This window comes from Pseudoroseicyclus sp. H15, assembly GCF_054353345.1.
Genome location: NZ_JBTHJE010000003.1, coordinates 78,027 through 103,838 on the forward strand (window position 1 = coordinate 78,027; position 25,812 = coordinate 103,838).

The window sequence follows — 25,812 nt, forward strand, 5'->3', positions numbered from 1 at the left end:
CCGGGGGCCGTCGCCTCCGGCTTTTTCATTGGTGGAGGATGTTCCATGCTTTTCCCGACCTCTCTCGTCGGCAGCTATTGCCAGCCCGACTGGCTGATCGACCGCGAAAAGCTGAAAGGGCGCTTCCCGCCCCGCACGCGGGCGACCGAGCTCTGGCGCATCCCGCCCGAGCATCTGGAAGAGGCGCAGAACACCGCCACCATCGCCGCCATCAAGCTGCAGGAAGAGGCGGGGCTCGACATCATCACCGATGGCGAGATCCGCCGTGAGAGCTATTCCAACCGCTTCGCCAATGCGCTGGAGGGCGTCGATCTCGACAATCCCGGCTCGGCGCTCGACCGCTCGGGCCACCCCAACCCGGTGCCGCGGGTGACCGGCGATATCCGCCGGATGCATCCCGTCGAGGTGGAGGACGTGAAGTTCCTTCGCCAGCACACCGACCGCAGGGTGAAGATTACCGTGCCGGGCCCCTTCACCATGTCACAGCAGGCGCAGGACGATCACTACGGTGACCCGCGCGCTCTGGCGCTCGCCTATGCCGCCGCGGTGAAGGAGGAGATCGCCGATCTCTTCGCCGCCGGCGCCGACGTGGTGCAGCTCGATGAGCCCTACATGCAGGCCCGCCCTGAGGCGGCCGAGCAATACGGGCTGGAGGCGCTGAACGCCGCCCTCGACGGCGCCGCCGGCACCACGGCAGTTCATATCTGCTTCGGCTATGCCGCCATCATCCACGCCCGGCCGGAGGGCTATTCCTTCCTGCCGCAGCTCTCGGCCTGCTCCTGCAACCAGATCTCTATCGAGACGGCGCAGTCGAACCTCGATACCTCGGTGCTGGAGAGCCTGCGCGGCAAGACGATCATCCTCGGCGTGCTCGACCTCTCCGACATGCAGGTGGAAACGCCGGAGGTGATCGCCGCCCGCATTCGCCGCGCCCTGCCGCATGTCGATGCGGACAAGGTGATCGTCGCCCCCGATTGCGGGCTGAAGTACCTGCCGGCCGATGTCGCCTTCGGCAAGATGAAGGCGATGGCCGAAGGCGCGAAGATCGTGCGGGCCGAGCACGGCTGACGCTTGCCGGACCTGCCGGTCCGTCTCGCAGATCTTTGGGGGGGGCTCCGCCGGCTGGCGGGGCCCCTTCTTTTTGGCCGTCAGGCGCTTTCGCGGAAGTCGAGGTTGCGCGGCGCCTCCAGGTGCTGGCTGTTGCGGGCGGTGATCGGCACGTCCTCTCCCACCGCCTCAACCGAGACGTCGCGGGCCCAGGCGCGGCCGTAGCCCCGAAGGAAGAAACCGTAGTGGATGCTGCCGGCGCCGTCCGGCACCTCCAGCACCATCTGCCGCTCCGTCCAGCCCGCCGTGCCCGTCAGCCCGCCGCCCCGGTTCAACATGTTGTCGAAGCGCAGGGTGCCGGTGCCGGGCGCATCGACCCGGAAGAAGGCCGTCACCTCGTCCGCCGCCTCGCACCGCAGCGAGACGGTCAGGCGGAGGCGCTGCCCGAGGTAGGGCTCGGCGCGCAGGCTCTGCATCAGGACGGCGATCTTGCCGGCGAGGTCGGTGCCCTCGCCGCGCGGCGTGATGCTCTCGATGAGGGCAACGCCGGGGGCCTCGGGGTCGAGCCCCAGCCGATGGGTCACGCCGTTGATCGCGTCCCCGGTCATTCCCCAGCCGGCGGGGAGGCGCAGCGGCGCCGCATCTGGCTGCACCTGCCCGATCTTCGCGGCGAGGGTGTTCCAGTCGGCGAGGCCGAACTGGCGGGCGACCAGCTCGAGGCTGGCGGAGTGGGAGAGGGGGATGCCCTGCTCGGCCAGCGCCTCGCGCAGGGACCGGGCCATGGGTTTGGCGTCGAGATAGGTTCGCATGAAGCGACCTCCATGTCAGCGCGGCTTGGGCGTCGGTGCTCGCATTGCCGGAGGTGCCGCGCGGATACGGGGGGCGTCTCTTGGCATCTGTCCCAGAGCCTTCACCCTGTCCCGAAGGATGCGAGCGGCGGGCGGCACGGGCTTGCCCGCTCTCGCGCTAGCCGGCGGCGGCCGATCAGGCAATACGGGAGAGGTGGCGGAGCGCGGCTGACGCTCAGAGCGTCACCACCACCTTCTGCGCCGAGACGCCGCGCGCCTGCCGCTCGAACGCGGGCTGGATCGCCTCAAGCCCGTGGCCGGTGACGAGGGGCGGCGGGGCGGCGGTGAAAGAGCCATCGGCCAGCCAGCGGGGCAGGAGCTCGCCGTAGAGCAGGCGGCTGAGGGGTTTGTCCATCAGCGCCGTGCCCCAGATCGAGCTGGTCTTCACGCCCGCCCGCCGCGCCTGCAGCCAGAGCCCGCCGCCGCCGACGAGCATCTGCGGCAGAAGGCGGGTCATCGCGGTGCCCGTGCCCGGCCTTTCGGGCAGGGCGTCGATGTCGAGCGGGAAGGTCGCCATGGCCACCTTCGGGCGCCCTTCGCACAGCGCCATCGCCCGGATGCAGGCCCGGCCCGAGCCCGGCCCGATCGCCAGCGCGCCGGCCACCTTGTGCCCGGTCAAAGCCTGGCTCACGGCGTCCAGAGCGTCGGGGGGGGCATGGTCGACCACCTCTGCCGCGCCAAGGCCGCGCACGTAGTCGAAGTTGCGCGGCGAGGCGGTGGTCACCACGCGGTAGCCGGCCAATCGCGCGAGCTGGATGGCATTGCTGCCGACGCTGGTCGAACCGCCCCAGATGAGCAGGCTCTGTCCCCGGTCCTGGGCCACCGGGCCCGGCGGCGCCAGCCCGAGCTGGTCATCGAGGAACAGCCCGGAGGCGGCGGTGGACAGGCCCAGCGGCAGCACCGCCGCCGCCTCGAAAGCCAGGCTGTCGGGGATCTTCGCGGCCATATGCGCCAGCACCAGCACATGGCTCTGGAAGGCGCCCTCGGCGGCGCGATTGCGGCTCTTCTCCATACCTGTCGCATGGGCCACGACGCGGTCTCCCGGCGCGAAGCCCGTCACGCCGGGGCCGACCTCCAGCACCTCGCCCGCCAGATCGTTGCCCAGCACGAAGGGGTATTTGATCCACGAATACATGAGGTTGCCCATCTTCTGCTTGTAGCGGTCGACAGGATTGATCGCGACGGCGCGGGCCCGCAAGAGGATCTGCCCCTCGCCCGGCGGCATGTGCGGGGCTGGCCCCACCTCCAGCGAAGCGAAGGGGGCGGGCAGCCAGGCGGCGAGATGGTCGGTCATCGGGATCATCCTATCAATGATAGGCAGAATACCTATCGATGATAGGTTGCGCTGGCAAGCCCGCCTGTTAGGAGTGAGGTCTCAGCCGAGCGGAAAGGGCAGATTCTGGGCAGACCCCGCGCAGATGCAGGCGGCGCCTCGCGCCGTGACGTGATCCTCGCGGTGGCGGAGGAGCTCTTCGCCGAGCACGGCGTGCAGGCCGTGACCACCCGGCAGATCGCGACGCGCGTGGGTATCTCGCAGCCCTCGCTCTACGCCCATTTCCCCTCGGTCCAGCATATCGAGGAGGAGGTCAGCGCCCGCGCTTTCGCCCGCCTCGCCGCTCGCCTGGACGAGGCCCGCGCAGAGGCGCCCGAGGCGCAGCTCACGGCGCTGGTGGCAGCCTATGTCTCCTTCGGCCTGACGCATCCGCAGGCCTATCGCATCGCCTTCATGATCGAGCACCCGAAGGCCGCGTCCGAGACCGGGGTCACCGACTTCTTCGGGGCCGACCATCCAGGGCCACGCGCGTTCTCACATGTGCTGCGTATCGTGAGTGCGGTGCGGCCCGACCTGACCGGGGAGGCGCTGGACATCCGCGCCCAGAGCCTCTGGGCGACGCTGCACGGCCTCGTCTCGCTGCTCCTCGCCCGCCCGCACTTTCCCTGGGCCGACAGGGAACGGCTGGTCGCTGCGCATAGCGCGGCGGCGGTGGAGATGGTGCTGCGGAGGGATTAGGCGCGACGCTCCCGGTGAGACACTGGGAGAGGCCGGTGCTGTCTGGGAGGAATGGTACCGCCACCCCGGCTCGAACGGGGGACCTCTTGATCCACAATCAAGCGCTCTAACCAACTGAGCTATGGCGGCACGCGAGCGGTCGGATACAGCCGGGCGGGCGTGATTGCAAGACGGCGGAAGGGGGAAATGCACCTGTCGTGGTGCGTGGGAGGAGAAGGCGGTGGGGGGCCGTCTGCCCCCCTCTTGGCCTGAGGGCCAATTCACCCCCCGAGGATTTTGTTTGAGCAAAGATGGGGTAGGGGCTGGCTTCGGTGTGGGGCGACGATCGGGGAGGGAGCGCGCGCGGCTAGCGTTTCGAGCGCGGAGGGCGCTCGCTGTGCTCTTGGTTGAATGAGTGGGCCGGGCTGCTGCTCGGGTAGAGGATAGCGGGGAAGGGCACGCTGAGGAAATCGCAGAGCGGAGGCCAGCCGTCGCCTATGGTGGCGGGACCGGCGAGATGGCCCCTAAACAGCGAGGCGCCGAAGCGCCCCGCCTTGTTGCTCAGGCCTCGCTGAGCGCCGAGGGCTTGCCGGCGAAGCGGGCCTGCCAGTCTTCGCGCTGCTCGTCGGTGATCTTGGAGAACAGGTTCTCCGGCACCGTGAAGGCATGGCCCGGGGCCAGGGCGCTCAGCGCCTCTTCCGCAGGCCCCGGCCAGCCGGCGCCGCTGATGCCGAGGGCGCTGCGCAGCGCGGCGCTGGTGAAGGGCAGGAAGGGCTCGGAGATCACCGCGTAGAGCGCGGCGAGGTTGAGGCCCATGCGCACCTGCGCGGCGGCAGCGTCCGGGTCTTCCTTGAAGGTGGCCCAGGGCGCGGCGGCTTGCAGGTATTCGTTGCCGGCGACCCAGAGGGCGCGCAGCTCGGCGGCAGCCTTGCGCACCTCGATGGCCTCCATCTGCGCCTCGTAGGCGCGCAGGCGGCGCTCGATCTCGGCGATCAGCGCCTCTTCGCGCTCGCCGTATGCACCGCCCTCGGGCACGGCCTCGCCGAACTTGGAGCGGCAGAACTTCGTGACGCGGGAGACGAAGTTGCCCAGCACGTCGGCAAGGTCCTTGTTCACGCCGGCCTGAAAATTCTCCCAGGTGAACTCGGCGTCGCCCGACTCGGGGGCGTGCGACAGGAGCCACCAGCGCCAATAATCCGCCGGCAGCAGCTCCAGGGCCGCGTCCATGAACACGCCGCGCCCCCGCGAGGTGGAGAACTGGCCGCCATCGTAATTGAGGTAGTTGAAGCTCTTGATGTAATCGACGAGCTTCCACGGCTCGCCCGAGCCGAGGATCGTGACCGGGAAGCCGAGCGTGTGGAAGGGCACGTTGTCCTTGCCCATGAACTGGGTGTAGCGCACGTCGTCGGCGCCCTTGTCGGTGCGCCACCAGCGCTCCCAGTCGTCGCCCTTGCCGGCATCGACCCATTCCTGCCCGGCGCCGATGTACTCGATGGGCGCGTCGAACCAGACGTAGAAGACCTTGCCCTCCATCCCCGGCCAGGGCTCATCGCCCTTCTGCACCGGCACGCCCCATGCAAGGTCGCGGGTGATGCCGCGGTCCTGCAACCCGTCGCCATCGTTCAGCCATTTCTTGGCGATTGAGGTGGTGAGGATCGGCCAGTCGCCCTGCGCGTCGATCCACTCGTTTAGCGCGTCCTTCATGGCGGACTGGCGGAGGTAGAGATGCTTGGTCTCGCGCATCTCGAGGTCGGTCGAGCCCGAGATGGTGGAATGCGGCTCGATCAGGTCGACCGGGTCGAGCTGCTTGGTACAGTTGTCGCACTGGTCGCCGCGCGCCTCAGGGAAGCCGCAGTTGGGGCAGGTGCCTTCGATATAGCGGTCGGGCAGGAAGCGACCGTCGGCATGGCTATACATCTGCCGCTCGGAGACTTCGCGGATCAGCCCCGCCTCTTCCAGCCGCGCTGCGAAATGCTGCGTCAGCCGGCGGTTCTGGGGCCCGGAGGAGCGACCGTAGTGGTCAAAGGAGAGCCCGAAGCCCTCGGCCAGCCGCGCCTGCGTCTCGTGCATCTCGGCGCAATAGGCTTCGACCTCCATGCCGGCCTTCTGCGCCGCGATCTCGGCGGGCGAGCCGTGCTCGTCGGTCGCGCAGAGAAAGAGCACCTCGTGGCCGCGGTTCCGCAGGTAGCGGGCGTAGAGGTCGGCGGGCAGCTGGCTGCCGATCAGCGTGCCGAGATGCTTGATGCCGTTGATATAGGGCAGGGCCGAGGTGATGAGATGCCGGGCCATGGGGTCTCCTGTCGTTCGCTGCCCATGTAGCCTTGCGCGCGCGGGCTGGCCAGAGGGGGCGGCCTTGCGGGCGGCCGTGCGAGCCGCCATCCTGAAAGGGCGCGTGGCAGGGAGCGGGCGATGCAGGGCAAGAGCCTTCTGATCATGGCCTTCGGCCAGTCCAACGCCGATGTCCACAATGCCGGCCCGCGGCTGGAGGCGCCGCCGCTGGAGGACCCGCGTCTCGTCATCCCCAACGATGGGCACGGCTTTCGCGGCCTCATGGGGCTGGCGCCGAAAGCGCCGATCACCGGGTTTGAGCCCTTTGCCCCCTTCGAGCGCCGCGTCATGTCGCTCACCGCCGCTGCCGGGGCGCGGGTGTTGCACGAGATGGGCGAGGCGGCGCCGGCCCGCGTGATCCTGCGCAGCGGGGCCAAGGGCGGGCGGCGGCTGCTGGGCCTGCAGCAGGGCGAACGCGAGATCGACGGGTTGCTGGAGACGCTCGACGGCGGGCTCTCGCCGCTCTTCACGGATTTCCTGAAGGTGACGGCTGCGATCTGCGATGCGGCGGCACGAGACGGCACGCCGGTGGGCGCCATCGCCTGCCTCTTCCTGCATGGCGAGAGCGAGCGGCGGATGGGCCGGGCGGAGTACCTCACCCATGCCGGCGCGATGCTCGACATGACCGCTGAAGCCCTCTCGCCGCTGGGCCTGCCGATCCACTGGCACTTCGTGCAGGCGGCCGGGCCGGGGGTGGAGGGCGCGGGCAATGCCTGGCCCAACCGGCTGGCCGTGGCCGATCTCGCGGCGGCGCGGCCGGATGCGACTCTGGCCGCCACCGGTTACCCATATCCGCTTGAGGATGGGGTGCATCACAGCGCCGAGGGGAAGGCGCTGCTGGGCGAGGCGCTCGGCCGCTCCATCGCGGCGGATCTGAGGGGCGAGGCTCGGGGCCTGCCGCTGTTGCAGAGTGTGGGGCTGGAGGGCCGGCACATCCATCTGGACTTCGCCGCCGACGGGCCGCTGGCGCTCGACCCGGCGCCGCCATCCGGGCGGCACGGCTTTGCCATGGCGCGGGGCGAGGTGCGTGGCGTGGAGGTGTCCGGCAATCGGGTGAGCGTCGAGCTGGCCGAGCCGCCGGAGGGGCCCGAGGGGCTGAGCTATGCCTATGAGAACTGGCAGAAGGGCACCCGCCAGCCCGGCATCCCCGGCTCTGCCATCGGCGGTGGCGCCCTGCGCTCAGAGGCGGGGGTGCCCTCGATCCTGCTGCCGCAGCGGATGCTTTACGATTGGGTGCCCGGTTTCGCGCTCTGAGGGGCCTCGCGCTCCTTCCGGGTCAGCCAGCCGATCAGGAAGCTGGTGCGCGGGGCATAGGCATAGGCGGTCTTTCGCTCTGCCGGGCGGCTGCGCATGCGGATCAGGCTGAAGCCCACCAGCGCCACATGCGCCAGGGTGATGACGAGGAAGAGCGCCGAGGGGCCCCAGGCCGCGATCAGGGCCGAGGTGCTCCATGGCGCCGCGATGGCGCCGACGGCATAGAAGAACATCAACGCGGCAGAGAGCTCGACCCGCTCGTCGGAGGTGGCGAAGTCATGCGCATGGGCGGTGGCGACGGAATAGATCGGCACCGTGACCGCGCCGAACAGCATCGCCGCCGCCATGATCGCCAGCGTGCCGCCGCCCGCCGCCAGCACCGTGGCGCCGCAGGCGAAGATGGCGGCGACGGAGAGGCCGATCAGCACATGCCGCCTGTCCACCCGGTCGGCCAGCCAGCCGGCGGGGATCTGCGCCAGCCCGCCGCCGCCCACATAGAAGGCCAGAAAGGCGCCGATCTGGCTGGCCTGCAGGCCGACCTCCTGCCCATAGATTGGCCCGACCATGCGGAACGAGGCGCCGGAGACGGCCGAGACCAGTACCGCCGCCACGGCGAGCGGCGAGCAGCGCCAGGCCAGGCCGGGGCGGAGCCGCCCGGCGGTGGGTGCGGCGGGGGCGGGGATGCGGGTGACGGCCAGCGGCAGGATCGAGGCGCAGCAGAGGATCGTGAGCAGCGCATAGGCGGTGTAGGTCGGCATGTCGGCCAGCCCGCCGATCAGATACTGGGCGACGAGGCTCGCCGAGATGTCGACCACCCGGTAGGAGCCCATGGCCCGCCCGCGCGTCTCGTTGGTCAGCCGCGCCATCAGCCAAGCTTCGATGACGGTATAGCAGCCGGCGACGCAGAGGCCGGTGGCCATGCGCATGACCGTCCAGGCCCAGGCGTCGGTGACGAGGATATGCGAGGCGAGGCCGATGGCGCCGAGCGCGGTGAAGCCGGCATAGGCGCGGGCATGGCCGACGGAGCCCATGAGCCGCGGCGCCCACCAGCAGCCGGCGAAGAAGCCGAGGAAATGCGCGGAGCCGAGCAGGCCGACCGAGCCGGTGGAGAACCCGGCCGCCAGCCCCGTCAGCGCGTCCATCGGGCCGACGCCGCCGGAGGAGAGCTGCAGGAGCATGACGGAGAGCAGCAGCGGGAGGAAGGTGAGCATCAGGCGCATGGCCGGGCAATGGGTGCGCCTTCCGCTTTCCCCCTGCTTGGCCAATAGCGACAAGAGGCGGCGTTTTCGGATGCTCGGTGGTGGAGCAATCGGCACCGCCGCTCTCTGCAGAGCCGGCACCGCTCCTTGCCCCTCGCGGAATCAAGGCCTTCAGGCCGCCGCGCGAGCGCGGCCCGTTCCGGCGGGCTGGCGCTCTGGTGACGCTTGCGCTTAGCCCTGCGCTGGGGAGCTGCGCCACCCCACGGGCCGGCGTGCGAGGCGGGCACTCAAGGGCAGGGCGGGTGGAGCATGCGTCGCACAATGCCCTCGCCTGTGCCGTACACGGCCCCAAAACGCCGCCTCCCAGCTCCCCCAAGCCACCGCCGCTCAGATTTCCGCCCCGCCGCCCTTGCCCCCGGCGCCCCCGTCCTTAGGGTGTCGCGCCGAAGCAGGGACGGGACGATATGAAAAGACGAGTGATCGGCGGCAGCCTCGATGTGTCCGATTGGTGCTTCGGCACCATGACCTTCGGCAATCAGACGGATGAGGCAGAGGCGCATCGCCAGCTCTCGCGCGCCCGCGCCTTCGGGATGGATTTTCTCGACACCGCCGAGATGTATCCTGTCGCTCCCGTCACCGCCGAAACCCTTGGGCGCACTGAAGAATTCATCGGCACCTGGATCGCCGCCAATGGCCGGCAGGATTGGAAGATCGCCACCAAGATCACCGGCGAGGGCGGCGTGGCCCGCGATGGCGCGCCCATCGACGGCGCCGCCGTGCGCGCGGCGGTGGACGCCTCGCTGCGCCGGCTGCAGACCGATCACATCGACATCTACCAGTTCCACTGGCCCAACCGCGGTGCCTATTCCTTCCGCCAGAACTGGCGCTTCGATCCCTCGCACCAGAACACCGCCGAGACGCTGGCGCATATGGACGATTGCCTGCTGACGCTGAAGGCGCTGCGCGACGAGGGCAAGATCGGCCATTTCGGGCTCAGCAACGAAAGCGCCTGGGGCACGATCCGCTGGATCGACCGGGCCGAGGCGCTGAGCGCCCCGCGCGTTGTGACAGTGCAGAACGAATATTCGCTGCTCTGCCGCCTGTGGGATACCGACATGGCCGAGATGTCGGTGCATGAGGGCGTGACGCTCCTCTCCTACTCGCCGCTCGGCGCGGGGTACCTGACCGGCAAATATGCCGGAGGCGCCGTGCCGGAGGGCAGCCGCAAATCGCGCCAGAACGATCTCGGTGGGCGCGCCTCTGAGCGGGTCGACGGGGTGGTGGATGTCTATCTGGAGATCGCCGCGCGCCACGGGATCGACCCCGTGCATATGGCGCTGAACTGGCAGGCGACGCGGCCTTTCGCCGTCTCCCCCATCATCGGCGCCCGGACGGATGCGCAGCTCGAACATATCCTCAACGGCTATGGCACCACGCTGTCGCCCGAGCTGATCGAAGAGATCGAGGTGGCCCACAAGCGCCACCCGATGCCGTATTGAGCCTGCCCCGCGCGGCCCTCGCCCTTGCGCTGCTGGCTCTCGCCGGCTGCGCCCGCGAGGCCCCGGCACCCGCCTCGTATCGCACGGCCGGCACTCCCATCGCCTCCACCACCCGAGGCACGGCGGATGCGCTGGCCGGGAACTGGCAGGTCGCGGCGGCCTATCCGGGACCCGGGCCTGCCGTCGGCGCCCCTGTCAGCATCAGCCTCACCGGCAGCGGGGCCGGTGAGCTGCGCTGGGGCAATGGCAGCTGGGCGCTGACGCAAGTGGCGCCCGGGCGGTGGGACACGCCGGCGGGGCCGCTCTGGCTGCTCTGGGCGGACGAGACCTTCCGCGTCGCGGTGCTCGGCACGCCGGGCGGCTCCTTCGGTTTCGTGCTCACGCGGCCCGAGCTGGGGCAGCGGCCCGACCTGATGAACGCCGCCCGCGAGATGCTCGACTTCAACGGCTACGACCTGGCTGCGCTGCAGGGGTAGGGGCCCCGCGGCTCACTCGATTTCCGCCGCCAGCCTTTCCAGATGCACCGGCAGGTCGCGGGCCGAGATGCTGGCGGCGCGCACCAGTGTGTCGAAATGCAGCGAGATGGCGCGCACCCGCTCGGTATCGCGGAAGGTCAGGTAGTTGCGGCCGAGGTAGAGCACGGCCAGCAGCGGGCCGAAGATCGTGACCGGCGCCGAATAGAGCTGGCGCGCATCGAAGAGATAGATGCGCAGAGCCGGGTAGAGCTGGGCATGCAGCGCCTGAAAATGGGCGAGCTGGGCGCGGCGGATCTCGGCTGAGAGGCCGGCATAATAGCCCTCGGCCCGCGCGAAGGTGGTGACCTCGTGCAGCGGCATGGCGATCTCATAATCGGACTGACTCTGCCGCATCCATGTCAGCCGGTCTTCCGAGGCGCCGATGGCCTGCTGCGTGGTGCGCCCAAGGCTCGGCTCGTATTCCCAGGCCATCAGCTCTGGCAGCTTGAGCATGTCGGGCAGGGCGGCCGGGACATGTCGTATCTTGTAGCCGGCGGCCTCTCGGTGCCAGGCGAAGATGCGCTCATCGATCAGCGCGCGCGGCGCCTCTGTCATCGAGATCGCGGCCGCCACCAGATCGGCCGCGCGCTCGCGCCGGGCCGTCAGGCCCAGCAGCCAGTCCGACGAGATGCCAAGCGCCGCGGCGCATTCGCCGACGAACTGCGCATTGGGCAGGCGGAGGTTACCATCCGTTAACAATTGCGAAATCGTCGAGCGATCAGAGCCGACGAGCCGGGCCAGCCGGGCCTGGCTCATGCCCTGGTCGCGCATGGCCCGGTCAAGCCGGTCGCGGAAGATGGTGGCGCGGTCGCGTTTGTCCATTCCCGCATATGGTGACAAAACGAAACAATGTTCAAGTTCTGGTGCAGCAATCCCGTCTGCGACGCGGGGCATGTTTGAGTTAGCCTGCGACATAGCCGCAGGGGAAATGCGGCTTCAGGGGCAGACATGATCGCAAAACACAGATCGGCCGAATGGCCGACGCTGGGCCTGTTGGCCCTCACCTATTCCATTTGGGGCGCCGCCCTGTTCGGGCTGTCACTTCTCAGCCCGTGGCTGGCCATCCCGGTGCTCGCCTGGGCGATCGCCCAGCATGCCTCGCTGCAGCACGAGGCGATCCATGGCCACCCGTTTGAGGCGCGCTGGGCCAATGAGCTGATCGTCTGGCCGGCGCTGGCGCTGGTGATCCCCTACCGGCGCTTCCGCGACACGCATCTGGCGCATCACCGCGACAGCCAGCTGACCGACCCCTTCGACGACCCCGAGACGAATTATCTGGACGGCACGGTGTGGGACAGCCTGCCGGGCATGGCCCGCGCGATCTACAATTTCAACAACACGCTGCTGGGGCGGCTGGTCATCGGGCCGATCATCGGCTCGGCGAGCTTCATCGCGGGCGACCTGCGCGCCATCCGCGCCGGCAACCGGGCTGTGAGCCGCGCCTGGGCCGGGCACCTGCCGGCGATGCTCGCGCCGCTCCTCCTCGCCGCGCTGTCGCCGCTGCCGCTCTGGGCCTATTTGGTCGCTGCCTATCTGGGCCTCAGCCTGCTGAAGATCCGCACCTTTCTGGAGCATCAGGCGCATGAGAAGGTGCGCGCCCGCACCGTCATCATCGAGGATCGCGGGCCGCTGGCGCTGCTCTTTCTCAACAACAACCTGCATGTCGTGCACCACATGCATCCGCGCGTGCCCTGGTACCGGCTGCCCGGCCTCTACCGGGCCAATCCGGGCCGCTACCTCGGCCGAAACGAGCATTACCGCTTCGCCAGCTACGGTGAGGTCTTCCGGCGCTATTTCTTCGCCCGGAAGGATCCGGTGTCGCACCCGCTCTGGCGCCGCGGCTGAGGCCGTGCCAATGGCTCCGCCATGGAGCCGTGGATCTTCATCACCCTCGCCGCCGCCGGGTTTCAATCCCTGCGCTTCGCGACGCAGAAGCACCTGAAGAGCGCCGGCCTCTCCAGCGCCGGCGCCACCTTCGCGCGCTTCGCCTTCTCGGCCCCGCTCGTGCCTTTCCTGATGCTCGGCTATGCAAGGTGGAGCGGGCAGGCAGTGCCGCAGGTGCCGGCCGGCTTCTGGCCCTACGCACTGTCGGGCGGGCTGGCGCAGATCTTCGCGACGGTCTGCACGGTGACGCTGTTCTCGATGCGCAACTTCGCCGTCGGCATGACGCTGAAGAAGACCGAGGTGCTGATGAGCGTGCTCGTCGGCTGGGTGATCCTGGGCGAGGGCGTCACCTGGGCGGGCTTTGCCGCCATGGTGGCCGGCTTCGGCGGCGTGCTGCTGCTGACCGACACGCCATCGCTGGGGAGCGGCTGGCGACGTCTCCTCCACCCGGCAGCTGGGCTGGGGCTGCTCTCGGGCCTGCTGTTCGGCCTTTCGGGCGTGGGCTACCGGGGTGCCTCGCTCAGCCTCGGCGGCGGCGATGCGGTGCTGCGGGCGCTGGTGACGCTGATGTGCGTGACGGCGGCGCAGGCGATCGGCCTGGGGCTGTGGATGCTCTGGCGGCAGCGGGTTGAGCTCTGGCGCGTCTTCGCCGCCTGGCGGGTGGCGGGGGTGACCGGGCTGACCTCGCTTGCGGGCTCGTTCTGCTGGTTCACCGCCTTCACGCTGCAGACGGTCGGATATGTGAATGCGGTGGGGCAGGTGGAGCTGATCTTCTCTCTCGCCCTCTCTGCCCTATGGTTCGGCGAGCGCATCAGCCGCCGCGAGTTTCAGGGGCTGGTGCTGCTCGCCGTCTCGATCATTGCGCTGGTGCTTCTGGGCTAAGTCGATTTTCGCGCGGAAATCGTACCGGAATTCGCGCGAATTCCGGGCGCTCAGGCCCCTGCGACGCGCTTGCCATCGGCGTCGATCACCAGCGAGCCGTCGTCCTTGGCGAAGGGGGCGGCGGGCCAGTGCTCCAGCAGGTCGAGTACCTCGCCCGAGGGGCGGCAGAGCCTGACGCCCTTTGCCGTCGCCACGATCGGGCGGTTCACCAGGATCGGGTGCTCCAGCATGGCATCTAGGATGATCTCGCCGCTGACGCCCTCGTCCAGCAGCCCCAGCTCCTCCGCCGGGCTCTTGGAGCTGCGCAGCGCCGTGCGCGGCGTTAGGCCGGCGGCGGCGAAGAGGGCGAGGAGCTGCGGGCGCGTCCAGCCGGTTTTCAGGTACTCGATTACCGTCGGGGTATAGCCGGCGGCCTCCACGATGCGGACGACGTTGCGCGAGGTGCCGCAGGCGGGGTTGTGGTGGATGACGATGTCCATGTCAGTCCTCTTTGAAGAGCCAGGAGGCGAGGGCGAGCGCCAGCACGGCGCCGGCGCATTCAGCCAGGATGAAGCCGGGCAGGTCGGCGGGGCGAATGCCCGAGAAGGTGTCCGTCAGGCTGCGCGCGATGGCGACGGCGGGGTTGGCGAAGGAGGTCGAGGCGGTGAACCAATAGGCCGCCGTGATGTAGAGCCCGACGAGCATCGGGATCGCCTCGGCCCGGTAGCGCAGCCCCCCGAAGATGGTGAGCAGCAGGCCGAAGGCGGCGAGCCCTTCGGCGAGCCATTGCGCGCCGCCGGTGCGGATATGCAGCGAGGCCTGCAGCACCGGCTGGGCGAACATCAGATGGGCCGAGACGGTTCCGAGGATGCCGCCGGCGATCTGTGCCGCCACATAGGCAAAGGCGGCGAGGGCTGGCAGGTCGCGGCGGAGCGCGAAAGCCAGTGTGACGGCGGGGTTGAAATGCGCGCCGGAGAGCGGGCCGAAGAGCGTGATGAGCACGACGAGGATCGCCCCGGTGGGCAGTGTATTGCCGAGGAGGGCGAGGGCGGTGTCGCCCGTCAGCGACTCCGCCATGATGCCGGAGCCGACGACGGTGCAGACGAGAAGGCCGGTGCCGAGGGCCTCGGCAGTCAGGCGGCGGGCGAGGCTCATGTGTTGCTTCCTATGGCTTCGGCGATTGCGGGGCGGCAGAGCTCTGGCCGGCCGCCGCAGCATTCCTCCATCATGAACTCCAGCAGCGCCGAGAAGCGGGGGAGCTCGGCGAAGTAGCGGATGGAACGCCCCTCGCGCCGGTTGCTGACCAGCCCGGCGGAGAGCAGGACCGAGAGATTGGCCGAGAGCGTGTTGGGGCGGCTGGCGAGGCGCTCTGCCAGGTCGCCGGCGGCGATCCCCTCCGATCCCGCCTGAACGAGCAGGCGGAAGGCCGAGAGGCGGGTCGGCTGGGACAGGGCCGCGAAGGCCGTGGTGGCGGAGTTCATTTCCATGATTCGGGAAGTATTGAAGTATTGAGGGAGACGCAAGGGGGAGAGGGCGGAGGGGGGCTGTCTGCCCCCCGCTGCCGTTGGCAGCCCCCCCCGAGGATATTTGGCAGTCGAAGGTTGGAAGGGGGGAGAGTTGAAAGCGCTTTCGCAGGGGGGCAGTGGGGGGTAGAAGCGCCGGTCATGGGATTTCAGTTTCAGTTGCATGCCACGGATGGCGCCGCCCGGACGGGGCAGATCGATACGCCGCGCGGGGCGATCCGCACGCCGGCCTTCATGCCGGTGGGCACCGCCGCCACCGTGAAGGCGATGATGCCCGAGAGCGTGGCGGAGACGGGCGCCGATATCCTGCTCGGCAATACCTACCACCTGATGCTGCGGCCGGGGGCGGAGCGGGTGGAGCGCCTGGGTGGACTGCACCGGTTCATGAACTGGCAGAAGCCGATCCTGACCGACTCGGGGGGCTTTCAGGTGATGAGCCTTGCGGGGCTGCGGAAGCTGACGGAGGAGGGCGTGACCTTCCAGAGCCATATCGATGGCTCGAAGCACCTCCTCTCCCCCGAGACCTCTATGGAGATCCAGCGGCAGCTCGGCTCGGACATCGTCATGTGCTTCGACGAATGCCCGGCGCTGCCGGCCGACGAGAAGACGGTGAAGAAGAGCATGGAGCTGTCCATGCGCTGGGCGCGTCGGAGCCGCGACGCCTTCGGCGACCGGCCGGGGCACGCGCTCTTCGGCATCCAGCAGGGCGGGGTGACGGAGGAGCTGCGGGGCGAGAGCGCCGAGGCGCTGAGGGCGATCGGCTTCGAGGGCTATGCGATCGGCGGGCTCGCGGTGGGCGAAGGGCAGGAGGCGATGTTCGGCGTGCTGGACTATGCGCCGGGGATGCTGCCGCAGGACAAGCCCCGCTACCTGATGGGCGTCGGCAAGCCCGATGACATCGTGGGCGCCGTCAAGCGAGGCGTCGACATGATGGATTGCGTGCTGCCCTCGCGCTCCGGCCGCACGGGGCAGGCCTGGACGCGGCGGGGGCAGGTGAACCTGCGCAATGCGCGCCACGCCGATGATCCGCGGCCGCTGGATGAGGACTGTGGCTGCCCGGCCTGCCGCAATTACTCGCGCGCCTACCTGCACCATGTCGTGCGGGCCGGGGAAATGATCGCGGGGATGCTGCTGACCTGGCACAACCTGCATTATTATCAGGAGCTGATGGCGGGGATGCGGGGCGCGATTGCCGAGGGCGGCTTCGATGCCTGGGAGCAGGGCTTCCACGCTTTGCGCGCCGAGGGCGACATCGAGCGGCTCTAGAGGCTGGGCCCGCGCCTTCGCTTTACCAGATCACCTTGGCATCGGCCTTCGTCTCCGGCTTCGGCTCGCCATGCTCCTGCTGGTGGCGGTGCAGAGACCAATCCGTGCGGCGGGCCACCGAGGCGGAGAAGCTGTCCCATTCGTCGCCGAAGGCATCGTCGAGCCAGCGGGTCAGCGCTGTGCGCACCGGCAGCGGCTCGTGCCTCAGCTGCGACTCGATGAGCGTCTGCCCCTTGCCGAGCTCGGTGAAGCGGATGTCCATCACCGATTCCTCGAAGAGGTTCCCCTCGCTGCGCTGGATGTAATAGCGGCAGTGATGCGGGTAGCGGCGCTCGAGGAACGTCACCGTCACCTCGTCGAAGAGGCCGGAGGGGTTGCGATAGCGCAGATGCAGCGTGTCGGCATCCTCGGAGTCCCGGTCGAAATCGATGAGCGTGCCTGTCCAGTGATCCTCGGGGTGGCTCTCGCCGGGGATCAGACGCGTCCAGATCTCGCGGGCCGGCTCGTTGAAGCGCGCCGAGCGCGAGGAGGAGAGCGAGACGTTGAAGGGCAGCCCGTCGAGGCTGCGGTCGGAGAAGAAGCGCTGGAAGATGACCGAGACGAGCAGGATCACCCCGATGCGCACGTCGGAATCGACCGGCAGCAGCGCGCCGATGGGAAAGCCCAGGCCCACCGCCTCGACCCATTGGCGCAGGCGCGGCGTGAAGGTGACGACGAGCGCCGAGCAGATCAGCATGGTCAGCGCCACGGCCTGCGCGGTCAGGCCCGGGCCGAACAGCAGGATCGCGCCCACCATCACCCCCGCCGTGCCAACGAAGAGCCGCCGCCTTTGCCGGATGATCCGCGTGAACATGTGCTGCCTCTTTAACCGTCACACGCTTTGCCGCCGCCCATCTGCCCCCTTGCGATCGGGGCCGGGCGGCGAAGCGCTCTTTTGCTAGCACTGCAGGGTTAATGCGGCACTTGCGGGGCAGGGCCGTGACGGCCGGCGGGCATTTTGCGGCGCGCCATCCGACGGCGCCCCGGGCCATACCCTTGCCCCTCTGGTCCGCCGGGGGCATGGTGGCTCAAAAGGTGCATGGGCGGTTGAACGGCGCGGCGCCGCGCCTAAGTTCAACCTCCTGACGTGTCCGAAAAAAGAGGGGCCGGCGTCGCTGCCGAAATCGGGGCGCACCGGCCTGCCAGACAAGGAACCGAGCATGAACGACCCCCTTCGCCCCTCCTACCCGGTGCTGCCGCTGCGCGACATTGTGCTGTTCCCGCACATGATCGTGCCGCTGTTCGTCGGGCGGGAGAAATCGGTCCGCGCGCTAGAAGACGTGATGGCCGATGACAAACAGATCCTGATCGCCAGCCAGATGGACCCGTCGGAAGACGAGCCCACCACCAAGGGCCTCTACAAGGCCGGTGTGCTGGCCAATGTGCTGCAACTCCTCAAGCTGCCCGATGGCACCGTGAAACTGCTCGTTGAGGGCAAGGGCCGCGTGCGCATCACCGACTGGGTCGAGAACGACCGCTTCTTCGAGGCCAAGGTCGCCAAGCTCACCGAGATCCCCGGTGACGAGCAGATCGTGAAGGCGCTCGTCTCGACCGTGGCGCATGAGTTCGAGCGCTATGCCAAGGTGAAGAAGAACATCCCCGAAGAGGCGCTGGCCTCTGTCACCGACGAGACCGAACCGGCCAAGCTGGCGGATCTGGTCGCGGGGCACCTTGGTATCGAGGTGAAGCAGAAGCAGGAGCTTCTGGAGACGCTCTCCGTCGCCGAGCGGCTGGAGAAGGTCTACGGCCTGATGCAGGGCGAGATGTCGGTTCTTCAGGTCGAGAAGAAGATCAAGACCCGCGTGAAATCCCAGATGGAGCGGACGCAGCGCGAGTATTATCTGAACGAGCAGATGAAGGCGATCCAGCGCGAGCTGGGTGACGGCGACGACGGCGAAGGCGAAGTGGCCGAGCTGGAGAAGCGCATCGAAGAGACCAAGCTCTCGAAGGAAGCGCGCGAGAAAGCCGAAGCCGAGATCAAGAAGCTCAAGTCGATGCCGCCGATGAGCGCGGAAGCGACGGTTGTGCGCAATTACCTCGACTGGATCCTGGCCGTGCCATGGGGCACCAAGAGCCGGGTGAAGAAGGATCTCGGCCACGCCGAGAAGGTGCTCGATGACGACCACTACGGCCTTGAGAAGGTCAAGGAGCGGATCGTCGAGTATCTCGCGGTGCAGTCGCGCTCGTCCAAGCTGAAAGGCCCGATCCTCTGCCTCGTCGGCCCGCCCGGCGTGGGGAAAACCTCGCTCGGCAAATCCGTGGCGAAGGCGACGGGGCGCGAGTTCATTCGCATCTCGCTCGGCGGTGTCCGGGACGAGTCGGAGATTCGCGGTCACCGGAGGACCTATATCGGCTCGATGCCCGGCAAGATCATCCAGGCGCTGAAGAAGGCCAAGACGACCAACCCGCTGATCCTGCTCGATGAAATCGACAAGATGGGCCAGGATTTCCGCGGCGACCCGGCCTCGGCGATGCTGGAGGTGCTCGATCCCGAGCAGAACGGCACCTTCGTCGACCACTATCTCGAGGTGGAATACGATCTGTCGAACGTGCTCTTCCTGACCACGGCCAACAGCTACAACATGCCGGGGCCGCTGCTCGACCGGATGGAGATCATCCCGCTGGCCGGATACACGGAAGATGAGAAGCGCGAGATCGCCCGCCAGCACCTTCTGCCCAAGGTCATGAAGAACCATGGCCTGAAGGCGAAGGAGTTCGAGATCGACGACAGCGCGCTGACCGCGATGATCCAGACCTACACCCGCGAGGCGGGCGTGCGGAGCCTGGAGCGTGAGCTGGCCAAGATCGCCCGCAAGGCGGTGACCAAGCTCGTCAAGAAGGAGACCGAGATGGTCTCGGTCACGGCCGAGAACCTTGAGGATTTCCTCGGCGTGCCGCGCCATCGCTTCGGCCTGGCGGAGAAAGAGGATCAGATCGGTGTCGTCACCGGCCTGGCCTGGACCTCCGTCGGCGGCGATCTGCTGCAGATCGAGGCTTTGCGCCTGCCTGGCAAGGGCCGGATGAAGACCACCGGCAAGCTGGGCGACGTGATGAAGGAGAGCATCGACGCGGCGAGCTCCTACGTTCGCAGCATAGCGCCGAGCATCGGGGTGAAACCGCCGAAGTTCGACAAGCTCGACATCCACGTCCACGTTCCCGACGGCGCGACGCCGAAGGACGGGCCGAGTGCGGGCCTGGCGATGGTGACCTCCATCGTCTCGGTGCTCACGCAGATCCCGATCCGCAAGGATATCGCGATGACGGGCGAGGTCAGCCTGCGCGGCAATGCGATGCCCATCGGCGGCTTGAAAGAGAAGCTGCTGGCGGCGCTGAGGGGCGGCATCAAGACGGTGTTCATCCCTGAGGAGAACGCCAAGGATCTGACCGAAATCCCGGAGAACGTGAAGCAGGGGCTGGAGATCATCCCCGTCAGCCACGTCTCGGAGGTGCTGAAGGCCGCGCTCGTGCGCCAGCCGGAGCCCATCGAGTGGGACGAAGAGGCGGAGGAAGCCGCGGCGCTCGCGGCGGCCCAAAGCAGCCGCCCCGAAGGCCCGGGCGCCACGGCGCACTGAACCTTGAGGTGAGAGGCACGGAAGGCCCGCCAGTTTGGCGGGCCTTTTGTTTTTGTGGGGGTGTAGGGCCATCGGGGGATGCGTGATGCACTGGGTGCGGTCTTCAGCCAGTCGTCTCTCCGCGCCCTAGCTCAGACCTCTCCGCCCTGCGCGTAATCAAGGGCTTGAGACCTCCGCGCGAGCGCCGGCCCGTCCCGGCGGGCTGGCGCTCTGGCCGTCGTATGCGCTGAGCTCGCCGCTGGGAGGGGTGTGGTAGGTATAGAGGACGGTAGCGGGGAGGGAGTGGCGCCACCCCACGGGCCGGCGTGCGAGGGGCAGCTCTTCCGCCCACGTTTCCTGAATGGGACCGGCTCGATCTGTCGGCGCCCGTTGCCCGCCTCACTCCGACCGATCCTTCCCGATCACCATCCCCCGCGCCGCGAGCAGCGCCAGCGTCGCCGCCACTGCAGCCGTTCCCCACACCCAGACCACCGCGGGGAAGGGCGTGCCGGCCTGCAGCTGGCCCACCAGCCCGGCGCTGCCCGCCACCAGCCCCGCCACGCCGGCACCCACAGCGCTGCCAGAGGTCTGCAGGCTCGGCATGAACGAGGAGGTGCGGCTGCGTTCCGCCTCCTCTGTCGCCGCCATGATTGCCTGCATCGCCGGGCCCCAGGCCATGCCGAAGGCCGAGCCCACCAGCGCCTGCCCGGCGATCAGCAGCGGCAGCGCCCCGGTGGAGAGGCCGGCGGCAATCGCCAGCGAGCCCACCACCTGCAGGGCAGGGGCGGTGCGCAGGAGCCGCTGGAACAGCGCGCGCGATTTGAATTGGCCGATGGTGAAGGCCGTGCCGCTCCAGCTCAGGGCCAGGGTGACGATGATGAACCCCACCCAGATCGGCGAGAGGCCCCAGATCGCCTGTACCGCAAAGGCGAGGTAGACTTGGCTCGCCGCATGGCCGACCGGCATCAGCACGATCAGCCAGGTGCCTCGCCCCACCACGCCCCGCCCGAAGGCGCCGGCGGGGAAGAAGCGCGGCGCGAAGCGGCCGTCGATGCGAAAGGCAGCGGCGATGATGATCAGGCCGAGTGGCAGCGCCAGCAGCGCGCCGCCCGGCACCATCGAGGCCAGCGCGATGATCGCGGCACCGGCGAGGCAGAGCGCGGCCGGCGCCAGCGCGGCGACCTTGCGCGGCGGTGCCCCGCGACTGCTGTCCAGCGCCACCCCTGCGCAGGCGAGGAAGGCCAGCGCCAGGGGGGCGGCCACCAGCATCGCGGCGCGCCAGCTCAGCCCCTCCGTCGCCAGTCCGCCGAGCAGCGGGCCTGCCACGGCGGCGCTGGCCCAGACGGTCGATTCCACCGCGAACACCTTGGGCAGCAGGCTCTGGCGGAAAAGCTCGGGGATCAGCCCGTAGCAGAGTGCCACGATCAGCCCATCCGACAGGCCCTGCATCGCCCGGCCGGCGAGGAAGAGGGGCGGCGCCTCTGCCAGCGCCATCAGCGCCAGCCCGGCGCAGAACACCACCCCGGCGCCCAGCCCCAATGCCCCGGCACCGATATGGGCGCGCAGCTGCGCCGAGCTCAGCCCGCCCGCCACCACCGCGATGAAATAGAGCGCGTAGAGCAGCGGCAATTGGCGCAGGCCGCCCAGCTCTTCTAACGCGATGGGCAGCGAGGCGGCGATGGCCAGATCGTTGAAGGCATGCATGCCGATCCCCGCAGAAATCAGGGCGAGCGCCGCCCTGTTGCCGGGGGCGAGCAGGCGTGGGGCGGTTTGGAGGCTATCGGCAGATGACATTTGTTGATCCGAATCGTTCTTTTCAGAACCGTGGCATCTCAAGTAAGGTTTAGGTCAAGCACTGCCTCATCTTCGCCCGCTGGCCGGGCAACCTGCCAGACCATTCAGCATTTGCCAAAATTGGAACCAATCTTGGCGCCTGGGTGTTGATTGGTGGATGTCATCGAGGGGATAGACTTTGGGCGTAGCCATCAGATTATGACCTTAAAGACAGCATCAGAACGCCCCGCTTCGATAGATCCGCTTGCCCTGCCACCGCTCGGTGAAGCTGCGATCTTTCTTGATTTCGACGGCACCCTTGTCGATCTGGCGGAAACGCCGGACGGCGTGAAGGTCCCCTCTGATCTCTCCGCGCTGCTTTCCGAGCTCTATCGGCGCAGCGGCGGTCACACGGCGCTGATCTCGGGCCGCAAGGTTTCTGACATCGACCGTTTCCTGCCCGATTTCCCTGGGCCCGTCGTCGGCTCTCATGGCGCCGAGCGTCGGATCGACGGTGAGTTTGAAAGCCACCCCGCAACCGGCTCGCCCGAGCTGGAGGCAGTGAAGGCCGCCGCCCGCGACTGGGCCGACCGGCAGGAGAATGTGCTGGTCGAGGACAAGCCCGTCTCCATTGTGCTGCACTTCCGTCAGGCGCCGGGCCTGCTGGAGCCTGCGGGCGCCGCGATGGAAGAGATCGTTGCCGCCCATGAGGGGTACGAGCTGCATCACGCCAAGATGGCGCTGGAGCTGCACCCCAAGGGCGTCTCCAAAGGTGCCGCCGTGCAGGCGCTGATCGAAGGCCGATTCGCGGGCCGCACGCCCTTTGTCGCGGGCGACGACAGAACCGACGAAGCCATGATGGAGGTGGCGCTGGCCCGGGGTGGCAGCGCGCTGAAGATCGGCACAGGCGAGACCGCCGCATCCCTGCGGCTGGATACGCCCTCAGAATTTCGTGCGCTTCTCAGCGCCTGGATAGAAAGGACCTGACCCAATGACCGGCCGGCTCATCGTCGTCTCGAACCGTATTCCGACAGGGGATGTCCCCTCTGGCGGGCTGGTCGTGGCAATCCACGAGGCGCTGACCGGTCGTGGCGGGCTGTGGATCGGCGCGCATCCCGACCGGGTGGACGAGGCAGGCGAGGAATTCGAAGACCTGCCTTCGGGCGATTACGAGAAAAAGGCCTTCCGCATCACCGAAGAGGATCACCAGACCCATTACCTCGGTTATGCCAATTCCGTTCTCTGGCCCCTCTGCCACCACCGGGCAGACCTGCTGGCGATGGACCCAAGCTATCTGCCCGGCTACGTGGGCCTCAACAAGCGCATCGCGCGCATGATCGCCCGCATCGCCAAGCCCGACGACAAGATCTGGGTGCAGGATTACCACTTCCTCCCCCTTGCAGCCGCTTTGCGGGAAGAGGGCGTGACCTGCCGGATTGGTCTGTTCCTGCACATTCCCTTCCCCAATGCCGGCGACCTCGAAGCGCTGAGCGAGCGCGACGAGTTCCTGCGCTGGATCGCGGCCTTCGATCTCGTCGGCCTGCAAACCCAAGCTGACGTCGCCCGCTGCCTTGAAGCCTACCGCTCTGCCGGTAAGGGCGAGATGATGCTCGACGGCCGCCTGAAAGCGGGCGACCGCACCTTCGACGTGCTGTCGCTGCCCATCGGCATCGACGGCGCGGCCTTCGCCGAGCTGGCCAAAGAGCAGGACGGGCGCAGCCTGCTGAACCTCTCACCCCGCGAAGACATCATCATCGGGGTCGACCGGCTGGATTACTCCAAGGGCCTGCCCGGGCGCTTCCGTGGCTTCGGCCGCTTCCTGGAGCTCAGCGAAGAGGGCGACCGCCGCGTGTCCTTTCTGCAGATCGCGCCGCCCACACGCGAGGATGTAGCCGCCTATGCCGAGATTCGCGACGAGCTGGAGGCGATCTCCGGCCAGATCAACGGCGCCCATACCGAGCTCGACTGGACGCCCATCCGCTACATCCATCGCCCTGTCCCGCGCGAGACGCTGGCTGCGCTCTACCGTGTGGCCCGCATCGGCCTCGTGACGCCGCTTGCCGACGGGATGAACCTGGTTGCCAAGGAATACGTGGCCGCGCAGGACCCGGAGGACCCGGGCGTTCTCGTCCTCTCGCGCACCGCCGGTGCGGCGGAGCAGATGGAAGAGGCGCTGCTCATCAATCCCTACGATGCCGATGACATCGCCCGCGCCATCGCCCGCGGCCTTGCCATGCCGCTGGAAGAGCGCAAGGCGCGCCATCAGGCGCTGCTGGAGGGCGTGCTGCGCGATGACGTCTCGGCCTGGTGCGAGGCCTGCCTGAGCTGGCTGGAACAGACGCGCCAGAACACGAAAGACGAAGAGCGGGCGCCTCGGGCGCAAGAGACGACTTGAACCCGGCGCCGGGTGTCGTTATCAGCCCGGCCCACGGGTGATTAGCTCAGTGGTAGAGCGCTTCGTTCACATCGAAGATGTCAGGAGTTCGAATCTCTTATCACCCACCACTCCTCTCGTGCTGATGGCTGGCCATGCCCCCTTCGGGGCCGGCGAAGTTCATGAATGCCCCGGCGCCGCATCTGGCGGTGCCCCTTTGCTTCTGACGGTCCGCTGACGGGCGCCTGCCGCTCCCCCAGCCCGATGCCTTGCCCAAAGCCTGCTTGCCCGGCGCGCCCTGGCCGCCGCCCATCCCCGAGAGGACATTCTTCATGCAGATCCGCCTCGGCTGCCGCCTGACCTACGAGCTGGCGCAGCCCACCCCCATGATCGCCCTGCTCAACGTGCATTACTCGCGCGCGCCAGATCTTGACCGGCCCGACCATCTGCTCAGCACGCCGCCCGTGCCGATGCATGCCTATCGCGACGAGTTCGGCAATTGGTGCACCCGCTTCGTGGCGCCCGCCGGCACCTTCAGCCTGACCAGCGACGCCTATATCCGCGATTCGGGAGAGGCTGATAGCTATGAGCCCGCCGCCTGGCAGCATGCGGTCGAAGAGCTGCCGGACGATACGCTCGTCTACCTGCTCGGCAGCCGCTATTGCGACACCGACATCCTGTCGGCGGAGGCCTGGCGCCTGTTCGAGAACACGCCCATGGGCTGGGGCCGCGTGCAGGCGATTTGCGACTGGGTGCATAACCACATTCAGTTCGGCTACGAATATGCCCGGGCCACGCGCACCGCCTCCGAGGCGCTAGCCGAGGCGCAGGGCGTTTGCCGCGACTACACGCATCTCGCCGTCGCCTTCTGCCGCTGCATGAACATCCCGGCCCGCTATTGCACCGGCTACCTTGGCGATGTCGGGCAAACGCCGCCGTTCTCGCCGGCCGATTTCGCCGCCTGGATGGAGGTCTATCTCGGCGGGCGCTGGTGGGTGTTCGACCCGCGCAACAATACGCGTCGCCGCAGCCGCATCCTCGTGGCCCGCGGGCGCGACGCGGCGGACGTGCCGCTGACGCAGAGCTTCGGCCCGGCGGAGCTGACGGGCTTCGAGGTGTGGACGGATCAGGTCTCCTGAGGGGCAGGGCGGGCTGGCACCGCCGGCTCGCGCCCCTTAAGCATCGCCGGGCCGCCGTTTGCGGCGCGCAGCTGAAAGGGCCCGAGCGATGGATCTTCCCGACCTCTACGTCATCCGCCACGGTCAGACCGAATGGAATGCCCTCGGCCGCTGGCAGGGCGCCTTCGATTCGCCGCTGACCCCGCAGGGCGAGGCACAAGCCCGCGTCCTTGGCGGCCTTCTGGCGGCAAGAGGCATCGCGGAGAGCCACACGCTCTGGTGCAGCCCGCAGGGCCGCGCCCGCCGCACTGCCGAGCTGATCGCCGAGGCCGCCGGCTGGCCACATCCGCCCCGCGAAGACGCCCGCCTGCGCGAGATCGACGTCGGCCTCTGGACGGGCTGGACGCGCGACGAGATCCTGGCCCAGCGGCCGGAGACGGAAGAGCTCGACTTCCTCGACCTCTACGCTCTGGCGCCGGGCGGCGAAGGCTTCGAGGCCCTCTGGGCCCGCGCCCGCGCCGTGCTGGAGGGGCTGACCGGCCCGAGCGTTCTGGTCACCCACGGCATCACCAGCCGCGTCCTGCGCACGATTGCCATGGGCTACGAGATGGACAGGCTGGACGAGCTGCCGGGCGGGCAGGGGGTGGCCCACTTCCTGTCGAACGGCGCGCATGAGGAGCTGGCGCCCTAACCGCGGCGCTCCGGTCGAGACGCGCTTGCCTCCCGCCCCGCCCGCTTGCTAC

23 protein-coding genes and 2 tRNA genes are annotated in these 25,812 nt (G+C 68.5%); 14 read left to right on the plus strand and 11 right to left on the minus strand.

Annotated elements, in window-relative coordinates; genetic code table 11:
* Window positions 1-45 precede the first annotated feature (45 nt).
* Window positions 46-1,068, plus strand: coding sequence for a uroporphyrinogen decarboxylase family protein (locus tag ACXN5S_RS07890; protein ID WP_458604875.1), 1,023 nt, complete (start codon window positions 46-48; stop codon window positions 1,066-1,068).
* An 80-nt stretch (window positions 1,069-1,148) separates the two neighbouring features.
* Here the strand turns inward: ACXN5S_RS07890 and ACXN5S_RS07895 are convergent, their stop codons facing one another.
* A complete protein-coding gene (locus ACXN5S_RS07895; RefSeq protein WP_458604876.1) occupies window positions 1,149-1,856 on the minus strand; it encodes a glyoxalase superfamily protein in 708 nt (235 codons plus the stop codon).
* Window positions 1,857-2,070: 214 nt separating this feature from the next.
* Entirely contained in the window at window positions 2,071-3,189 is a 1,119-nt protein-coding gene (locus ACXN5S_RS07900) for a zinc-binding alcohol dehydrogenase family protein (RefSeq protein WP_458604877.1), read from the minus strand.
* A gap of 150 nt (window positions 3,190-3,339) precedes the next feature.
* On the opposite strand from ACXN5S_RS07900, the gene ACXN5S_RS07905 reads away from it, so the two are divergent.
* On the plus strand, window positions 3,340-3,906 hold the full coding sequence (locus ACXN5S_RS07905) for a TetR/AcrR family transcriptional regulator (protein ID WP_458604878.1): 567 nt from the start codon (window positions 3,340-3,342) through the stop codon (window positions 3,904-3,906).
* A gap of 52 nt (window positions 3,907-3,958) precedes the next feature.
* On the opposite strand, the gene ACXN5S_RS07910 is transcribed toward ACXN5S_RS07905, so the two are convergent.
* Window positions 3,959-4,035, minus strand: a tRNA-His gene (locus ACXN5S_RS07910).
* A 411-nt stretch (window positions 4,036-4,446) separates the two neighbouring features.
* Window positions 4,447-6,174: a methionine--tRNA ligase gene (metG, locus tag ACXN5S_RS07915; protein ID WP_458604879.1), complete on the minus strand. Its 1,728-nt coding sequence runs from the start codon at window positions 6,172-6,174 to the stop codon at window positions 4,447-4,449.
* Window positions 6,175-6,294: 120 nt separating this feature from the next.
* Between metG and ACXN5S_RS07920 the strand changes: the two genes are divergently transcribed.
* Window positions 6,295-7,467, plus strand: a complete 1,173-nt coding sequence (locus tag ACXN5S_RS07920) for a hypothetical protein (protein ID WP_458604880.1) — start codon at window positions 6,295-6,297, stop codon at window positions 7,465-7,467.
* Here the strand turns inward: ACXN5S_RS07920 and ACXN5S_RS07925 are convergent.
* Complete coding sequence (locus tag ACXN5S_RS07925; RefSeq protein WP_458604881.1) at window positions 7,437-8,687, minus strand: MFS transporter; 1,251 nt, start codon at window positions 8,685-8,687, stop codon at window positions 7,437-7,439. The genes ACXN5S_RS07920 and ACXN5S_RS07925 overlap by 31 nt on opposite strands.
* Before the next feature lie 443 nt (window positions 8,688-9,130).
* On the opposite strand from ACXN5S_RS07925, the gene ACXN5S_RS07930 reads away from it, so the two are divergent.
* Both ACXN5S_RS07930 and ACXN5S_RS07935 read left to right on the plus strand, forming a co-directional pair.
* Window positions 9,131-10,165: an aldo/keto reductase gene (locus tag ACXN5S_RS07930; protein ID WP_458604882.1), complete on the plus strand. Its 1,035-nt coding sequence runs from the start codon at window positions 9,131-9,133 to the stop codon at window positions 10,163-10,165.
* Entirely contained in the window at window positions 10,162-10,641 is a 480-nt protein-coding gene (locus ACXN5S_RS07935) for a lipocalin/fatty acid-binding family protein (protein ID WP_458604883.1), read from the plus strand. The genes ACXN5S_RS07930 and ACXN5S_RS07935 overlap by 4 nt, the downstream gene beginning before the upstream one ends.
* 12 nt (window positions 10,642-10,653) lie before the next feature.
* On the opposite strand, the gene ACXN5S_RS07940 is transcribed toward ACXN5S_RS07935, so the two are convergent.
* Entirely contained in the window at window positions 10,654-11,502 is an 849-nt protein-coding gene (locus tag ACXN5S_RS07940) for a helix-turn-helix domain-containing protein (RefSeq protein WP_458604884.1), read from the minus strand.
* A 126-nt stretch (window positions 11,503-11,628) separates the two neighbouring features.
* Here ACXN5S_RS07940 and ACXN5S_RS07945 point away from each other — a divergent pair, with 126 nt between their 5' ends.
* Together ACXN5S_RS07945 and ACXN5S_RS07950 are read left to right on the plus strand one after the other, a co-directional pair.
* Window positions 11,629-12,525 (plus strand): fatty acid desaturase, encoded by an 897-nt coding sequence (locus ACXN5S_RS07945; RefSeq protein WP_458604885.1) that lies wholly within the window; start codon window positions 11,629-11,631, stop codon window positions 12,523-12,525.
* A 21-nt stretch (window positions 12,526-12,546) separates the two neighbouring features.
* Entirely contained in the window at window positions 12,547-13,446 is a 900-nt protein-coding gene (locus ACXN5S_RS07950; RefSeq protein ID WP_458604886.1) for an EamA family transporter, read from the plus strand.
* Between the two features lie 50 nt (window positions 13,447-13,496).
* Here ACXN5S_RS07950 and ACXN5S_RS07955 read toward each other — a convergent pair whose 3' ends face one another.
* From ACXN5S_RS07955 to ACXN5S_RS07965, 3 genes are read right to left on the minus strand one after another with little or no spacing between them, the layout of a single operon-like run.
* The gene (locus tag ACXN5S_RS07955) at window positions 13,497-13,925 is read right to left on the minus strand and encodes an arsenate reductase family protein (protein ID WP_458604887.1); all 429 of its coding nucleotides are present in this window, start codon (window positions 13,923-13,925) and stop codon (window positions 13,497-13,499) included.
* A gap of 1 nt (window position 13,926) precedes the next feature.
* Entirely contained in the window at window positions 13,927-14,580 is a 654-nt protein-coding gene (locus tag ACXN5S_RS07960; protein WP_458604888.1) for an aquaporin, read from the minus strand.
* Window positions 14,577-14,912, minus strand: a complete 336-nt coding sequence (locus ACXN5S_RS07965) for an ArsR/SmtB family transcription factor (protein WP_458604889.1) — start codon at window positions 14,910-14,912, stop codon at window positions 14,577-14,579. The genes ACXN5S_RS07960 and ACXN5S_RS07965 overlap by 4 nt, the downstream gene beginning before the upstream one ends.
* Before the next feature lie 177 nt (window positions 14,913-15,089).
* Here ACXN5S_RS07965 and tgt point away from each other — a divergent pair, with 177 nt between their 5' ends.
* Entirely contained in the window at window positions 15,090-16,214 is a 1,125-nt protein-coding gene (gene tgt / locus ACXN5S_RS07970) for a tRNA guanosine(34) transglycosylase Tgt (RefSeq protein WP_458604890.1), read from the plus strand.
* Between the two features lie 22 nt (window positions 16,215-16,236).
* Here the strand turns inward: tgt and ACXN5S_RS07975 are convergent, their stop codons facing one another.
* On the minus strand, window positions 16,237-17,067 hold the full coding sequence (locus tag ACXN5S_RS07975; RefSeq protein ID WP_458604891.1) for a hypothetical protein: 831 nt from the start codon (window positions 17,065-17,067) through the stop codon (window positions 16,237-16,239).
* A gap of 346 nt (window positions 17,068-17,413) precedes the next feature.
* Here ACXN5S_RS07975 and lon point away from each other — a divergent pair, with 346 nt between their 5' ends.
* On the plus strand, window positions 17,414-19,825 hold the full coding sequence (lon, locus tag ACXN5S_RS07980; RefSeq protein ID WP_458604892.1) for an endopeptidase La: 2,412 nt from the start codon (window positions 17,414-17,416) through the stop codon (window positions 19,823-19,825).
* A gap of 378 nt (window positions 19,826-20,203) precedes the next feature.
* Here the strand turns inward: lon and ACXN5S_RS07985 are convergent, their stop codons facing one another.
* Window positions 20,204-21,598, minus strand: a complete 1,395-nt coding sequence (locus ACXN5S_RS07985) for an MFS transporter (RefSeq protein ID WP_458604893.1) — start codon at window positions 21,596-21,598, stop codon at window positions 20,204-20,206.
* 153 nt (window positions 21,599-21,751) lie between these two features.
* Between ACXN5S_RS07985 and otsB the strand changes: the two genes are divergently transcribed.
* From otsB to ACXN5S_RS08010, 5 genes are all read left to right on the plus strand, one after another.
* On the plus strand, window positions 21,752-22,564 hold the full coding sequence (gene otsB / locus ACXN5S_RS07990) for a trehalose-phosphatase (protein ID WP_458604894.1): 813 nt from the start codon (window positions 21,752-21,754) through the stop codon (window positions 22,562-22,564).
* Window positions 22,565-22,568: 4 nt separating this feature from the next.
* A complete protein-coding gene (locus ACXN5S_RS07995) occupies window positions 22,569-23,972 on the plus strand; it encodes an alpha,alpha-trehalose-phosphate synthase (UDP-forming) (protein ID WP_458604895.1) in 1,404 nt (467 codons plus the stop codon).
* A gap of 35 nt (window positions 23,973-24,007) precedes the next feature.
* Window positions 24,008-24,082, plus strand: a tRNA-Val gene (locus tag ACXN5S_RS08000).
* Between the two features lie 201 nt (window positions 24,083-24,283).
* Complete coding sequence (locus tag ACXN5S_RS08005) at window positions 24,284-25,090, plus strand: transglutaminase-like domain-containing protein (protein WP_458604896.1); 807 nt, start codon at window positions 24,284-24,286, stop codon at window positions 25,088-25,090.
* 88 nt (window positions 25,091-25,178) lie between these two features.
* Complete coding sequence (locus tag ACXN5S_RS08010; protein WP_458604897.1) at window positions 25,179-25,760, plus strand: histidine phosphatase family protein; 582 nt, start codon at window positions 25,179-25,181, stop codon at window positions 25,758-25,760.
* Window positions 25,761-25,812 lie beyond the last annotated feature (52 nt).